The organism is Polynucleobacter sp. IMCC 30228 (genome assembly GCF_021395205.1).
In the GTDB taxonomy this organism is placed as follows: Bacteria; Pseudomonadota; Gammaproteobacteria; order Burkholderiales; family Burkholderiaceae; genus Polynucleobacter.
In genome coordinates this window covers 246988-260933 of the sequence record NZ_JAJVCS010000004.1, presented here as the reverse complement: position 1 = coordinate 260933, position 13946 = coordinate 246988, and the positions used below count along the sequence as shown (strand labels likewise).

At 44.5% G+C, this 13946-nt stretch carries 16 protein-coding genes; 3 read left to right on the top strand and 13 right to left on the bottom strand.

What is annotated here, in order from left to right; all coding sequences use genetic code 11:
* Positions 1 to 5: 5 nt before the first annotated feature.
* From LZT21_RS09010 to LZT21_RS08995, 4 genes are read right to left on the bottom strand one after another with little or no spacing between them, the layout of a single operon-like run.
* A complete protein-coding gene (locus tag LZT21_RS09010) occupies positions 6 to 323 on the bottom strand; it encodes a hypothetical protein (RefSeq protein WP_233924261.1) in 318 nt (105 codons plus the stop codon).
* On the bottom strand, positions 323 to 1684 hold the full coding sequence (locus LZT21_RS09005) for an acyclic terpene utilization AtuA family protein (RefSeq protein ID WP_233990308.1): 1362 nt from the start codon (positions 1682 to 1684) through the stop codon (positions 323 to 325). Before LZT21_RS09005 ends, LZT21_RS09010 begins: the two co-directional genes overlap by 1 nt.
* Positions 1684 to 2169 carry a hypothetical protein gene (locus LZT21_RS09000; protein WP_233937315.1) on the bottom strand — a complete coding sequence of 162 codons (486 nt, stop codon included), beginning with the start codon at positions 2167 to 2169 and terminating at the stop codon, positions 1684 to 1686. The genes LZT21_RS09005 and LZT21_RS09000 overlap by 1 nt, the downstream gene beginning before the upstream one ends.
* A gap of 25 nt (positions 2170 to 2194) precedes the next feature.
* Positions 2195 to 3523, bottom strand: a complete 1329-nt coding sequence (locus LZT21_RS08995) for an ATP-dependent RecD-like DNA helicase (RefSeq protein ID WP_233924258.1) — start codon at positions 3521 to 3523, stop codon at positions 2195 to 2197.
* A 75-nt stretch (positions 3524 to 3598) separates the two neighbouring features.
* On the opposite strand from LZT21_RS08995, the gene LZT21_RS08990 reads away from it, so the two are divergent.
* Positions 3599 to 3877: a hypothetical protein gene (locus LZT21_RS08990; RefSeq protein WP_233937313.1), complete on the top strand. Its 279-nt coding sequence runs from the start codon at positions 3599 to 3601 to the stop codon at positions 3875 to 3877.
* Positions 3878 to 3966: 89 nt separating this feature from the next.
* The gene (locus LZT21_RS08985; RefSeq protein ID WP_233924256.1) at positions 3967 to 4122 is read left to right on the top strand and encodes a hypothetical protein; all 156 of its coding nucleotides are present in this window, start codon (positions 3967 to 3969) and stop codon (positions 4120 to 4122) included.
* Positions 4123 to 4214: 92 nt separating this feature from the next.
* On the opposite strand, the gene LZT21_RS08980 is transcribed toward LZT21_RS08985, so the two are convergent.
* Together LZT21_RS08980 and LZT21_RS08975 are read right to left on the bottom strand one after the other, a co-directional pair.
* A complete protein-coding gene (locus tag LZT21_RS08980; protein ID WP_233924255.1) occupies positions 4215 to 4418 on the bottom strand; it encodes a hypothetical protein in 204 nt (67 codons plus the stop codon).
* Positions 4419 to 4614: 196 nt separating this feature from the next.
* Positions 4615 to 5784 (bottom strand): MFS transporter, encoded by a 1170-nt coding sequence (locus LZT21_RS08975; RefSeq protein ID WP_233990306.1) that lies wholly within the window; start codon positions 5782 to 5784, stop codon positions 4615 to 4617.
* Between the two features lie 143 nt (positions 5785 to 5927).
* Between LZT21_RS08975 and LZT21_RS08970 the strand changes: the two genes are divergently transcribed.
* Positions 5928 to 7199 carry an O-acetylhomoserine aminocarboxypropyltransferase/cysteine synthase family protein gene (locus LZT21_RS08970; RefSeq protein ID WP_233990304.1) on the top strand — a complete coding sequence of 424 codons (1272 nt, stop codon included), beginning with the start codon at positions 5928 to 5930 and terminating at the stop codon, positions 7197 to 7199.
* A gap of 146 nt (positions 7200 to 7345) precedes the next feature.
* Here the strand turns inward: LZT21_RS08970 and LZT21_RS08965 are convergent, their stop codons facing one another.
* The 7 genes from LZT21_RS08965 to LZT21_RS08935 all read right to left on the bottom strand — a co-directional run bounded on the left by LZT21_RS08965 (position 7346) and on the right by LZT21_RS08935 (position 13926).
* On the bottom strand, positions 7346 to 7789 hold the full coding sequence (locus LZT21_RS08965) for a nuclear transport factor 2 family protein (protein WP_233924252.1): 444 nt from the start codon (positions 7787 to 7789) through the stop codon (positions 7346 to 7348).
* A gap of 97 nt (positions 7790 to 7886) precedes the next feature.
* The gene (gene moaE / locus LZT21_RS08960; RefSeq protein ID WP_233924251.1) at positions 7887 to 8339 is read right to left on the bottom strand and encodes a molybdopterin synthase catalytic subunit MoaE; all 453 of its coding nucleotides are present in this window, start codon (positions 8337 to 8339) and stop codon (positions 7887 to 7889) included.
* A 1-nt stretch (position 8340) separates the two neighbouring features.
* On the bottom strand, positions 8341 to 8598 hold the full coding sequence (gene moaD / locus LZT21_RS08955) for a molybdopterin converting factor subunit 1 (protein ID WP_233924250.1): 258 nt from the start codon (positions 8596 to 8598) through the stop codon (positions 8341 to 8343).
* A gap of 37 nt (positions 8599 to 8635) precedes the next feature.
* Positions 8636 to 9874: a gephyrin-like molybdotransferase Glp gene (gene glp / locus LZT21_RS08950; protein ID WP_233924249.1), complete on the bottom strand. Its 1239-nt coding sequence runs from the start codon at positions 9872 to 9874 to the stop codon at positions 8636 to 8638.
* A gap of 5 nt (positions 9875 to 9879) precedes the next feature.
* Complete coding sequence (thrC, locus tag LZT21_RS08945; RefSeq protein WP_233924248.1) at positions 9880 to 11322, bottom strand: threonine synthase; 1443 nt, start codon at positions 11320 to 11322, stop codon at positions 9880 to 9882.
* Between the two features lie 25 nt (positions 11323 to 11347).
* Positions 11348 to 12658 (bottom strand): homoserine dehydrogenase, encoded by a 1311-nt coding sequence (locus tag LZT21_RS08940; RefSeq protein WP_233990368.1) that lies wholly within the window; start codon positions 12656 to 12658, stop codon positions 11348 to 11350.
* Between the two features lie 11 nt (positions 12659 to 12669).
* Positions 12670 to 13926, bottom strand: coding sequence for a pyridoxal phosphate-dependent aminotransferase (locus LZT21_RS08935; RefSeq protein ID WP_233924380.1), 1257 nt, complete (start codon positions 13924 to 13926; stop codon positions 12670 to 12672).
* Positions 13927 to 13946 lie beyond the last annotated feature (20 nt).

The following is a 13946-nucleotide window of genomic DNA, read 5'->3' as shown; positions in this document are numbered from 1 at the left end:
ATGGTTTATTTTGACTGAATTTCCATGGTAAGTAAATGAAATGATAGGGCTTTACCGTGCATATCTAAATTCAGGGAATCATTTACACCACCATCTAAAACGCCTTCGAGCACAAAATTCATAGCACCCAGCTTTGGTAGCAAATACCGTACGACCTGAGTGGGGTGGCGAAAGGCAAAATGGGTAGCAACCCGCTCTACTGTAAGCTGTTCTACTAACCATTCATAGTCCGCTAATTGATAAGCAATAACGCTAATATTAGAGCAGTTACCTTTATCGCCCGTACGGGCATGCGCTAATTCATATAAGGTGATCGAGTTCATCAGCAGTCTGACAAAAAATAAAATGTAGCGGGAACGTGCTCACGCTCAATTAAGCAAGATTGGATAGAAAGTCTTGGTCTTTTCGCTACGCGAACGCCGCCGCCACCTGCAGGACCACCGGTCCACAATGCTGTTACTTCGCGGAGGAGTAAATCAATCATTTTCAAATCACAGTGTTGCCCTGCAACGCGTAAACGTACATCATGAATTTCACCATGGGTAGGATTTTTTATTGCATTTTTGAGAAAACTATTGGCATCATCACCAAAAATGCTGCTGATACCAATTAAATCAAAACGTAAGGTCATCGCTGAACCCAAACGATTTTGTAGTATTTCCATTGCAAGTCTTGCCCTGCCTTTTGCATTTGGCCCGGCATACGAAATCTCCCCCTCGCCAAACCAACCGCCATCAAAAAAAACATTTGTTTTTAATGTATTAGTGCGCGGATGGCCCAAAACACCAGATAAGCGCACTCGATGTGGGGCGATTTCAGTTACTGTAGCCTGAGTAATATCAGCCACCACATCAGGCGTAATATAGGCAGCAGGATCATGAAGTTCATATAAAAGTTGTTCTTTTACGGTCCGTTCATCAACCAAGCCGCCGGTATTGCTTGCTTTGGTTATCACACAGCTACCATCAAATGCAATTTCTGCAATTGGAAAACCAATGTTATGAATCTCGGGCACATCCTTCACTCCAGGATCAGCAAAGTATCCTCCAGTCACTTGCGCACCACATTCCAACAAGTGCCCAGCCATCGTTGCACCTGCAAGCGCATTCCAATTATTGTCACTCCAGCCAAAATATGCCATGGCAGGCCCTAGGGTAAGCGATGGATCAGCAACACGGCCAGTTACGACAATTTGTGCACCTGCCAAAATTGCATTGGCAATTTCTCGCGCACCTTGGTATGCATTCGCACAGACGAAATTCGCCGCATCAAATTGTTCGCCTAAATGCTGGCGCAATAAGGTCTCAACTTTTTTACCATCCAAACTATCGCCCACCACAATTGCAATCCGAGGGCTAGGTAAACCAAGGCGTTTTGCCAAAGCCTGAATGACTTTGCCAGCCCCCTCTGGGTTTGCTGCTCCAAAATTACCGACAATGGTGATCTGATGCTGCAAGCAAGCCGCCAATATAGGCTCCAGCTCAAGTTCTAATAAAGGCTCATACCCTAATTGTGGGTTAGCGCGTTTAGCTAATTGATGGCTTGCTAAGGTTCTTTCTGCTAAATTCTCAAAAATAATGGCCGCAGGACCGCCCCGCTCGATTAAGGTTTGCACCACGGGTGCAGCTGCATCGGTACGATCACCCGAAAAACCAGCTCCGCAGCCAACCGCAAAAATCGGCATTACAAATCACCGCGTTTTTTCAGCCACGCATCTCGATAGATATTCGTCATACCAATCATGATCGAAGTAGTCCAAGCTACAGAAAATAGGCCAGAAAAGGCAATAAAGAGGGGTAATACTTTCCATTCAAAAGGCATGATATTGCTAATGAAACCAATTGTGGTGTAGGTACTTCCAGCAAATAAAATGGCTTCGATAGGGTTCAGCACTAAACCTAGTAATAACAACATTACAGCCCACAGAATCACTTCAATAATATGAATTAAAGCAATAAAAGCAAATGATAAATAGAAATGAAATAGTACTAAATTGAATTTTTCACTGACAAAATCTAATTTGGTGATGTTATTAAAACGCATCAAAATAAAGTTAATCGTAATGCCATGAAATAACAAGATGAAGACTAAACCCCCTAATCCAAAAGCAGATTGAATCGCCAGATCAGTAAAGGAAAAATGCTCTAAGTCAAGGTGAATTGAATTCATCGATAAATTATCTCAAATACGCTAGCTATGTTAAACAAGCGACATAAAAGCGCTTAATTTCAGGATCGCATTGCACATCCCTTACTTGAATCGGTTTTTGTAAGCTGATGCCCTCAATTGAACGGCAGCGACTTAAAGCCACATAAACCTGACCCGAAGCAAACGTACCCGAGGAAAGATCTACTCTTACCTTATCTAAGGTTTTACCCTGACTCTTATGAATGGTTACGGCCCAGGCCAACATTAAAGGAATTTGGGTATAGGTGCCAACTACATTGGGCTTTATTTTTCCCGACATCATCTCAATTGCGTATTGATAAGATTCCCAATCAAATGACTTAACCTCCACTGTATTCATGTAGGAAGCACTCTGAATCTCGACCTTGACCGCATCGCTTTTTAATTCCTTCACCACCCCAATACTGCCATTGACCCACTTCTTCGGGAAGTCTTTGTCATTGGCAGTAAACATAACTTTTGCGCCAATTTTTAAGGCCAAATGAAGGGGCGAAGGAAGGTTGCGCTCGTCGATATTAAATTTGCCATCTAGCTTACCTAAATATGTTTTTGCCGGAGAAGTAATTGCTACAAGTTCACTATTATTAATTTGGTCGGCCCGTGCATTGGTAGTAGTGAGAGTGATACTTAACGGGTCAAGATCTTGCTTGGCTGTCGTCGCTGATTGAAAGCATTGGGCGTTAAGACGCTCTAAGGTCGCATCAATATCTTCATTCAGCCGAATTTGATTCAGCATCTGCGTAAACTCACCATCTTTTTGGCGAAATATTTTTTGTAGCTCAATCATGGTTACCGCTTTACGATGCAAGACCATGGCACAAAAAAAGTAAGCGCCTTCGTAACCGCGCTCACGCAATATTTCCATATCTTCACTTCTTACGACCGGAGGTAATTGAAATAAATCACCTACAAACATAACTTGTATACCGCCAAAAGGCTCTCCTCGTTTGGGCCCATTCGCGCGTAAAAATAAATCCATTGCATCAATCAGGTCGGCACGCACCATTGAAATTTCATCAATAATAAGTAAGCGCATCCCTTCATACAGGCGCTTATCGCGCAGCACCTTAATATCTTCTTCAGGAAATATTAGTCGAGGAGGAAAACGAAAAAAAGAGTGGATAGTCACACCACGCACTTGCAAGGCTGCTACTCCAGTAGGGGCCAAGACCACTACATTGCCAGCAAGGTTTTCACGTAAATAGCCAATTAAGGTTGTCTTGCCAGTGCCTGCTTTGCCACTCACAAAAATATAGGGGTCACCCCGAGCAATTGCCTCCATCACCGCCTCATATTCAGGGGTGATTTCAATTTCAGAATTAGCGACATTTGTCATAGGTGCAACAATAACACCCTAAAATAGGTACTTCAGATAAGATTGGCGGATTATATTAATGAGATCAATTCGAGCATGAACGAAAAGTCTAAATCAGAAGAATTTACCGAGCAGTCAACCCTTACTCCGCAAGCGCCTGCCTTATTTAGCCGCTGGCTACCCCCTGGGCTTGGTAGGAAACTAATTCTTGCATTCTTTCTTGGTATGGGGTGCTTTGGCGTTTCTGAGGGGCGCTACTTGTGGTCCCTGTATTGGTTGGTGGCTATGACATTTTCACCGCGCATGGTGGGCTATTTTGTGCGGGGCTATGGTGGACTGATGAAAAAAATTAACCACACTATCAATCGACCATAAATCCGAGAATTGGATAAAATCAAAGCCGATATTAGAGCTTGCTTTATGATTAGCCTAACGCCTTACCGTGCCCCTTTAATAGGTTTGAAATGAACAAAATAATTGCCTTATTTTTGCTATCCATTGCCATCTATGGCTGTCAGGTTGCGCCCTATTCGGACTCATCCCCCGGCATGCAAAACACGATTCAGAATCAAATTACTGAGGGCGGTTGCATGGGTATGCCATGCAATTATGGCAACTAATAAGCTTAACTAAAAAGCTCGCTTACTCCAAAAAAAATGACCCTCACTCGAGAGTCATGATTCAAGCAGCCAAATGCTGAATTATTAAGAACTTAACCGGCTGATTTATCCTGAATTGCAAAAGACAAATAACTTAAAAAAAGCGCTATACCTAAAGACGCTAAAAATACAGCGACTTTTGACTGGCCAGCAGGGAAAATTAAATAAAATGCAGTGGTAATACTAATAATCATTCCAGCAATACCAGCTAGTTTCAAAATCTTATCCATCGGGCTTTGAGATTCAGTAAAAAGCATATTCAATATCCTTTCGTTAAGCAAAAATATTCACCGTAAAGCAAGTGAAATAATTCGCACCTTAACCCACTTGCCATGCGCTTACATTACATCGTGGTCCAGCCAGAGTCAAGACTAGCCGCAACATATTCTTAAAAATATCAATTAGGCGCTCTAAACCCAATTAAAATATAGGCTTATGGCTGGGCTGAATCGGTTAGGCAGAAGTCTTCATTTGTTCGGTAGGGAAGATAAAGGCGCCAATCACAACCAAGAAGCAAAATGCTGCAAAGGCCTGTAGCATTAAAGTAAAACCACCGTTGGCATAGAGTAAGGCCACTAAGCCTACCGAAGCGCCTGCTGCAGTAAAGCCCAGGAAATAGCGAACCGCAAAAGCGCGGGCGCGCCACTCATCCGAAGTATATTTACCAACCATCGTGTCGTTTACAGTTACCTGACCAAAAATACTAATCACAATCCCAATCGAAACGAGAATTAGCATAAAACCAGATGTTTCTGCTGCAACATACAGCATCGCTACTAAAAAAATAGCTAGTGGCATAAAAATCTTTTTAAGCGGATATTTATCCAGCAAATTACCAATCGTATATTGGGCTAAAGCACCAAATACATAAACCGTAGAAGCAATTAAACCTAAAAGCGCAGTATTTTGGGTGATCTCGGCGAGTCTTTCTTGAAATAATTTTGGCAGCGCTACCGTGATCGCATTAAAAGTGGTTGAGCTAGCAATAATTGTCAAGACTAAGGACACCACCACTAGCGCCATCACATTTTTTGATACTCTGGCATTACCCACGCCCAAGGATTTTTTGGCAATTTTTTCATCATGAATGGTTTTCATAAAAATGAGCCCAATGACGATGGCAATGACACCGGGTAAAACAAAAGCCCAACGCCAGCCTAAATATTCACAAATTAAGCCCGTGATGAGTGCTGATGAGGCTACTCCTAAGTTACCGTAAACACCGTTGATACCTAGTTCCCTCCCCAGTTTTGCTGAGTAAGACGTTAGCATGGCCATGCCTACAGGGTGATAGATCGAAGCAATGATCCCAACTGCAAATAGTGCAATCCCTAGCTGCATTGGTGTTTGTATCAAGGCAATGCCTAAGAGGGCAGATCCCATGCCAATAAAAAAGATGGCAAGCATATTTCTTCTGCTCCAGCGATCGCCTAGCCACCCGCTAATTAACGACCCAGCACCAAAGGCAATAAAGCCAGGGGTAGCATACGGCAGTAGCTGCGCATAGGTCATATTAAATACTGGCGCCATCACAATGACTGCGGCTGCAAACACCAGCATGGCATAGTGATCAATAAAATGCGCCAGATTAATAAAGCCAATGACTTTTTTGGGTGAATTCATCGCCAACCCCTTATAAAACAGATGTTTATCCTAATTAAGATAGAAATTCTATTCCTGATTGTCAATTTTTTGATAATTACCCCAATCTTATCGGGCTCAATTACACTAACTACTAATAAACGTCTTAATCCGGAGGCAACCATATGAAATTTGAAACTAAAGCTGTACATGCTGGCTACAAACCCGATCCAGTTACCAAGGCAGTAGTGCCCCCAATTTACCAAACGGTAGCCTATGCCTTTGACAGCGCACAGCATGGGGCCGACTTATTCGATCTAAAAGTGCCTGGCAATATCTATACCCGTATTATGAATCCAACCCAATCAGTGCTTGAAGAACGTGTGGCTGCGCTCGAGGGCGGCATCGCTGCCCTCGCACTGGCTTCAGGGCAAGCTGCAGTCACTTACGCAATTCAAACTATCGCTGAAATGGGCGATAACATCGTTTCTTCAAATGCCCTTTATGGCGGAACCTACAATTTATTTGCCCATACTTTGCCTCAATATGGAATTGAAACTCGCTTTGCCGATTATCGTGATCCCAAAAGTTTTGAGCCGCTAATCGATGCCCGTACCAAAGCAATTTATGTTGAATCGTTGGGCAATCCCCAAGGTAACGTGACTGATATTGCTGCCATAGCGGAAATGGCACACCGCCATGGCGTCCCTCTCATTGTTGATAACACGGTACCTAGCCCCTATTTATGCCGCCCCATTGAGCATGGTGCCGATATTGTGGTGCAATCTTTAACCAAGTATATGGGTGGCCATGGCAATAGCTTAGGCGGCGCCATCATTGATTCTGGCAAGTTTCCTTGGGCCGAACATAAAGAAAAATTTAAGCGACTTAATGAGCCCGATGTGAGTTATCACGGCGTGGTTTATACCGAAGCGTTAGGACCCGCAGCTTATATTGGTCGCGCACGGGTAGTACCACTAAGAAATATGGGCGCTGCTATTTCACCGTTTAATGCCTTTTTAATTTTGCAAGGAATTGAAACCTTGCCGCTGCGCATGGATCGTATTTGTGAAAATACGTTAGCGGTAGCTAATTTTATGAAACAACAGGCGAAGGTGCAGTGGGTTAACTATGCAGGCTTACCCGACCACCCTGACCATGCCTTAGTAAAAAGAATAATGGGCGGCAAAGCATCGGGCCTAATGACTTTTGGTGTTAAAGGTGGGCGAGCTGCGGGTGAACGTTTCTTAGACGCCTTAAATTTATTTACCCGTTTAGTCAATATTGGCGATGTCCGCTCTCTCGCTACACATCCTGCTTCAACCACCCATCGCCAGCTTTCGCCAGAAGAATTGGCTAAATCTGGGGTTACCGAAGATACGGTGCGTTTATGCGTTGGCATTGAACATATTGATGATTTAAAAGAAGACCTCGCCCAAGCTTTAGCCAAGGTATAGAGTAAATAGGAGAGTCAAGCTGAGAGTTGCATGCCACATTGCTACCCACACACATTACTGAGTAGGGATTTAATCAATATGCCTACCAAGCTGCCGGAGACATTTAGGATATTTTTAATTGCCTAGTCAATTGCAGGAACGGGTAACTAAATCTTAAATGCCTGGCGTCCGATCAACTTCCACTCACCACCTTCAATTCGAAATACATAGATAATTTCTAATTCGACATGCCCTGGTTTGCCGCCCGGCGCAATATCAGCCGATACGTGATTACGTACAACGGCAAGATCCCCCATCATGACAATTTTTTGATTAGTCACATCAATTTTAGTAAATACCGACTTCCGTTCAACTAGAGCATCGATGAATTCTTTTTTGTTCTGCACCCTGCCATCCGAATGCCCATAATTAACTTGGGCTCCTGAAATTGCACTGAGCTTTTGCGCATCGCCTGAAAGAATGGCAGCATTCAACCTTTCCATCGCCTTAGATACCTCTGCTTCGGTTGCAGGTTGAGCAAATGCACTTGAAAAGCTGATGGCAAAAAGAGCTACTAATTGTAATAAACGAATCATAGTTGTCTGAACCATAGTTGTCTCCTAGGGGTAATTTTTTTAATGTCGGTCAATAATTTATAAAATAAATAATCGTCTTTTTTCTTCACTATACCTGAATAGCAATAAATTACTACTTCTGCCACCGCTTCAGTGCTTCATCATCGGTAATGCGAGCATCGACCCAATGCTCGCCAGTGGGTGTAGCCTCTTTTTTCCAAAAAGGGGCAGCGGTTTTTAAGTAATCCATAATAAATTCGCAGGCGGCAAAGGCTTCGCCACGATGTTGGCCTGTCACTGCTACCAAAACAATTTGCTCGCCAGGCAACATTTTGCCGATGCGATGAATCACTAATGTGTCGCGAATCTGCCAGCGCGCCTTCGCTTCGGCAATAATTGCTGCTAGCGCTTTTTCGGTCATGCCAGCATAGTGCTCTAACTCCATGCTGTTTACCTGACTACCATTATTCATATCGCGCACAGTACCGACAAAAGAAACAATTGCGCCGACCTCTAAATCACCAGAGCGTAGCGCAGCAATTTCGGTGCTCAAATCAAAATCAGCAACTTGAATACGAACTGTCATTTCAGCCGCCGGTAACAGGGGGGAAAAAAGCGACTTCATCGCCGTCGCTGATGCGCACATCTTCTGCCGCAATGTGTTGGTTTACAGCACAACGTATGGGCCGTTCGGCATTAAATAATTGCGCCCAAACTTCACCCCGCTGCATGAGCCAAATCCGCAACTCTGCAGTATTCACTACAGATGGCGGCACACTAACCAATTCCTCGCTTAAACCGAGGCCTTCGCGTAGGGAGGCAAAAAAGCGTAACTGTAGTTTCATCGTGCCATCCTAAACGATTTTATAGATTGAATGATGCTTAACTCAGGAGCCCACTAAAAGGCATATAAGTTACCATTGCACCGCGTTGAATTGCTTGATTTGGCGGACAGTCAACTAGACCATCGCCCCATGATGCGCTTGTTAAGACCCCTGAGCTTTGATTAGGAAATAAATCGAGGCCGCCTGCTGCGTTCTCCTTAACTCGCAAGAATTCATTACGGCGATCGGCTTTGAGCCAATCGAAATCTGCCCGCATAAAATATCTTGGTGCGTTTATCTCATGACGACCCTGTAAGCGCAAAATAAATGGCCGGACAAATAATAAAAATGTAACGAAGCTCGACACGGGATTACCTGGCAGACCCATAAACCAAGTTTCACCACTCGCAACATCAGCCCCTTTACGCACCGCACCAAAGGCCAATGGTTTACCAGGTTTAATTGCTATTTGCCAAAGGTCTAAGCGTCCTTCTGCGCTAACAGCGGGCTTAATATGATCCTCTTCCCCAACCGAAACCCCACCTGATGTAATGATCAGGTCATGATTTACACTTGCCGCCCGCAACGCCGCGCGAGTAGCGTCTAAGCGATCGGGTACGATACCTAAATCAGTAGGGATACATCCTAACGATCTTAAGCAAGCTAATAAAGTATCGCGATTCGAGTTATAAATTCCGCCAGGCTTTAATGGTTCGCCAGGTAAAGCTAGTTCATCACCAGTAAAAAATGCAGCAACTCGCACGCGGCGTTTCACCATTAAATGGGTAAGACCAGCAGATGCAGCAACCCCCAATTCTTGGGGACGTAAAAAAGTACCCGCTGACAAGGCCACTTTGCCGGCTGTAAGATCTTCGCCACGGCGACGAATCCATTGCCCCGCGAGAGGTAAATGCAGAATCTGTACGCGATCTGTTTGTCCCGCAATTTCACTTGGTAACAAGCTGGTTTCTTCTTGCATGACTATCGCATCTGCACCCTCAGGAATCGGAGCGCCAGTGAAAATACGTGCAGCTTGCCTTAACTCTAATGTCTGACCAACTGTTCCCGCAGGAATACGTTGACCAATGTGCAATGTCATATCAGCAGCGCTTAAATCGGCACAACGTACTGCATAACCATCCATCGAACTATTATCGAGGGGCGGTACGTCTACTAAACTAGCTAAATCAGCTGCCAACACTCGTCCTAGAGCTGTCTGAGTTGGCTCACGCTCTACTTCGCTAACCGCCTGAGCATGCGGCAGTAAATGATCTAAAGCTTCTTGAGCAGTGAGCATAGTTTTTATTGAAGATGTGAAGTAATAAAAGCTTTCACCTGATTGACATCGGGTCTCATTGTCTGCACCCGTTGCGGTAAAGTTTTAATACTTTGAAAAGCAGGCGGACAATCAGCCGGGCGCCCTAGCGCAGCTTCAATGGTCTCTGCAAACTTAATTGGCAGAGCAGTTTCAAGCACAATCATCGGTATCCCCGCCTGTAGATGATGGCGTGCTACCTGCACACCGTCAGCGGTATGCGGATCGATCATCACGCCATACTGCATATCGATATTACGAATCGTGTCGAGGCGATTTTGGTGACTACTACTTCCAGAAATAAACCCAAACTGCTGTATCGCTTGAAAGGCTGGGTCCGTAGATAAATCAAAGCCGCCAGTCTTCTCGACTTGCTTAAATAAAGCAGCAGTCCGTTGACCATCTTGACCTAATAAATCAAAAATAAAGCGCTCAAAATTACTGGCTTTCGAGATATCCATTGATGGACTAGTGGTATGTAAAGTCTCCGCCGCTTTACGAGCGCGATAAATACCTGTGCGGAAAAATTCATCAAGTACATTATTTTCATTCGTAGCTAACACTAAATGCTCGATTGGTAAACCCATCATGCGCGCTATATGGCCTGCACAAATATTACCAAAGTTGCCTGAAGGAACAGCAAAAGACACCTGCTCTGTATTCGCTTTAGTGGCCAGAAAATAGGCTTGAAAGTAGTACACAACCTGAGCTACAACCCGCCCCCAGTTAATTGAGTTCACAGTACCAATGTGGTAGCGGGCTTTAAATTCTAGATCATTACTTACTGCTTTAACAATATCTTGGCAGTCGTCAAACACCCCTGTAAGCGCTAAATTATGGATGTTGGCATCAGGTAAAGAATACATTTGTGCGGCTTGAAACGCGCTCATTTTGCCTTGCGGTGACAACATAAATACCTGAATACCAGCTTTACCGCGCATGGCATATTCTGCTGCGCTACCCGTATCACCCGATGTCGCACCCAAGATGTTAAGTTGTTGCCCCGTTTTTTGCAAAGCATATTCAAATAAATTGCCCAGCAACTGCATCGCCATATCCTTAAACGCTAAGGTAGGCCCGTTAGAAAGACTTAAAAGGCTGAGGCTAGTACCCTGCTCTTCTCCCAAATAATGCAAAGGAGTAATATCGCTTGCTAAATCAGTGCGACGACCATTGCAATAAACCGCTGCGGTATAGGTTTTACGAGTGATGTCAAGTAAATCTGCTGCTGGTATGTCATCACAAAACAAATGTAACACCTCATATGCTAAATCGGCGTACGTTAATTTGCGCCAAGCATCGAGTTGCGCCGAGCTGACTTGTGGATAATGCACTGGCAAATATAAACCGCCATCGGGAGCTAAGCCACCAAGTAAAATGGCCTGAAAGCTGACTAGCGGGCTATTACCGCGGGTAGATTGATACAGCATTGTGCTTATCTATACGTAGCCGCACTTACGATAAGTTTTCAAGCCGCAGCTTAACAACGTCGGCCATAACAGTCGGCAAACATTGAATCTCTTGAATTGCTGCCAACATATTTTTTTCTTTAGTCGCATGAGTTAACATCACTAAATCAGTTTGTCTTTCACCTTCGAGTGCTTCTTTTTGGATGAGCGCGTCAATTGAAACATGATGTGAAGCCAAAATTTTCGTAATTTCTGCCAAGACCCCTGCCTGATCTGCCACACATAGGCGCAAGTAATAGCTACTCGTAATTTCGCTCATGGGCAAAATAGGTAAGTTTTGCATCGCCTCGGGTTGAAAAGCTAAATGGGGAACACGATTATCTGGATCAGCTGTCATTAAGCGAGTTACATCAACTAAATCGGCAATAACGGCGGAAGCGGTTGGCTCAGAGCCGGCCCCTTTACCGTAATACAAAGTTGTGCCTACTGCATCGCCAAAAACTTGCACTGCATTCATCGCCCCCTCAACGTTGGCAATCAGGCGCTTGGCAGGAATTAAGGTGGGATGCACCCGCAGTTCAATGCCTGCAGGCGTACGCTTGGTAATGCCAAGTAATTTAATGCGATAACCCAGTTGCTCGGCATAGCGAATATCGATAGCTGACAATTGAGTAATACCTTCAATATGGGCCTGTTCAAATTGCATCGGAATACCAAATGCAATGGCACTCATAATGCTCACTTTATGCGCTGCGTCGATACCCTCGATATCAAAAGTAGGGTCGGCTTCAGCATACCCAAGGCGTTGCGCCTCCTTCAGGACGGTAGCAAAGTCTAAGCCCTTATCGCGCATTTCTGACAAAATGAAATTGGTCGTGCCATTAACAATTCCAGCGATCCATTCAATACGATTAGCCGATAAGCCTTCGCGTAATGCTTTGATAATAGGGATCCCGCCAGCAACTGCAGCTTCAAAGGCCACCATGACACCTTTTTCATGCGCTGCTGCAAAAATGGCATTTCCATGCACGGCAATTAAAGCTTTGTTTGCGGTAACGACATGCTTGCCAGCAGCAATGGCTTCCATCACTAAATCTTTGGCGATGCCATAACCACCAATAAGTTCGATCACGATATCAATTTCTGGATCGGCAATTACCGTGCGCGCGTCAGCAACCACTTGAGCCCGACCTTGCACCAATTCTTTAGCTCGAGATACATTTAAATCGGCAACGGTATGAATGTGAATACCACGCCCCGCGCGCCGTTGTATTTCCTCTTGGTTGCGCTCAAGCACCGCAAACACGCCGCCGCCGACCGTACCAATTCCTAAAAGACCGACCTGAATCGGTTTCAAGCCATTTTTTTTCATGATGATTTAGCAGTCGTTAACGCTTTGTTGGTGCCGTGTTTTAGTCGATACCGCTCCAGAAACTGGGCTAAGCGGCCAATCGCTTCACGTAAAACATCCTCATGCGGTAAAAAGACGACGCGGAAATGGTCAGGCTTGACCCAATTAAATCCAGTACCTTGCACTAATAACACTTTTTCTTCCCGCAAAAAATCAGTAATCCATTTTTGATCGTCGGTAATGGGGTATACCTCGGGATCTAATTTTGGAAAAAGATATAAAGCAGATTTAGGCTTGACACAAGTCACGCCGGGAATAGCGGTAATTAAGTTCCAGGCTAGTTCACGCTGGCGAGCTAAACGTCCGCCACTTGCTACCAAGTCATTAATGCTTTGATAGCCACCCAATGCGGTTTGAATTGCATATTGACCTGGTACGTTTGCACATAAACGCATCGAAGACAACATATTTAAACCTTCAATGTAATCTAAAACGTGGCTTTTATCGCCGGAAACCACCATCCAGCCAGCCCGATACCCACAAGAGCGATAGTTTTTCGATAAGCCATTAAAAGTAATGGTAACGACATCGGTCGATAAAGCCCCTAAGGAAATATGTTCAGCCTGGTCATAAACCATCTTGTCGTAAATTTCATCGGCAAATAAAATGAGGCCGTGTTCACGGGCAATGGCTATTAAACTCAAGAGCACTTCTGAGGAATAAATAGCACCAGTCGGATTGTTGGGATTGATTACTACAATTGCTTTAGTGTGTGGTGTAATTTTGCTGCGTAAGTCGTTTAGATCGGGCGCCCAGCCATTGGCTTCATCACATAAATAATGAATTGGGTTACCACCCGATAAACTTACTGCCGCTGTCCAAAGGGGATAGTCTGGGGCAGGCACCAACACTTCGTCACCATCATTTAACAAGGCATTCATAGCCAAAACAATCAATTCAGATACGCCGTTACCGGTATAAATATCATCTAAAGTGACACCTTGGATATTTTTTTGTTGACAGTAATGCATGATCGCTTTACGCGCAGAAAAAATGCCCTTTGAATCGGAGTAAGCGGATGCGTTACCCAAATTACGAATCATGTCGAGTTGAATTTCTTCGGGAGGATCAAAGCCAAATACCCCCACATTCCCGATATTCAGTTTGATAATTTTCTGGCCCTCTTCTTCCATTTGCTGGGCAAGGTCGAGCACAGGGCCACGAATGTCGTAGCACACGTTATTGAGTTTTGCGGATTTGAGGACGGTTTTCACAATCGGTCTACTGGTCATCT

Excerpts from the sequence above, each read along its gene's own strand:
- LZT21_RS09010 (WP_233924261.1), bottom strand. The coding sequence starts at position 323 with ATGAACTCGATCACCTTATATGAATTAGCGCATGCCCGTACGGGCGAT.
- LZT21_RS09005 (WP_233990308.1), bottom strand. The coding sequence starts at position 1,684 with ATGCCGATTTTTGCGGTTGGCTGCGGAGCTGGTTTTTCGGGTGATCGT.
- LZT21_RS09000 (WP_233937315.1), bottom strand. The coding sequence starts at position 2,169 with ATGAATTCAATTCACCTTGACTTAGAGCATTTTTCCTTTACTGATCTG.
- LZT21_RS08995 (WP_233924258.1), bottom strand. The coding sequence starts at position 3,523 with ATGACAAATGTCGCTAATTCTGAAATTGAAATCACCCCTGAATATGAG.
- LZT21_RS08990 (WP_233937313.1), top strand. The coding sequence starts at position 3,599 with ATGAACGAAAAGTCTAAATCAGAAGAATTTACCGAGCAGTCAACCCTT.
- LZT21_RS08985 (WP_233924256.1), top strand. The coding sequence starts at position 3,967 with ATGAACAAAATAATTGCCTTATTTTTGCTATCCATTGCCATCTATGGC.
- LZT21_RS08980 (WP_233924255.1), bottom strand. The coding sequence starts at position 4,418 with ATGCTTTTTACTGAATCTCAAAGCCCGATGGATAAGATTTTGAAACTA.
- LZT21_RS08975 (WP_233990306.1), bottom strand. The coding sequence starts at position 5,784 with ATGAATTCACCCAAAAAAGTCATTGGCTTTATTAATCTGGCGCATTTT.
- LZT21_RS08970 (WP_233990304.1), top strand. The coding sequence starts at position 5,928 with ATGAAATTTGAAACTAAAGCTGTACATGCTGGCTACAAACCCGATCCA.
- LZT21_RS08965 (WP_233924252.1), bottom strand. The coding sequence starts at position 7,789 with ATGGTTCAGACAACTATGATTCGTTTATTACAATTAGTAGCTCTTTTT.
- moaE (WP_233924251.1), bottom strand. The coding sequence starts at position 8,339 with ATGACAGTTCGTATTCAAGTTGCTGATTTTGATTTGAGCACCGAAATT.
- moaD (WP_233924250.1), bottom strand. The coding sequence starts at position 8,598 with ATGAAACTACAGTTACGCTTTTTTGCCTCCCTACGCGAAGGCCTCGGT.
- glp (WP_233924249.1), bottom strand. The coding sequence starts at position 9,874 with ATGCTCACTGCTCAAGAAGCTTTAGATCATTTACTGCCGCATGCTCAG.
- thrC (WP_233924248.1), bottom strand. The coding sequence starts at position 11,322 with ATGCTGTATCAATCTACCCGCGGTAATAGCCCGCTAGTCAGCTTTCAG.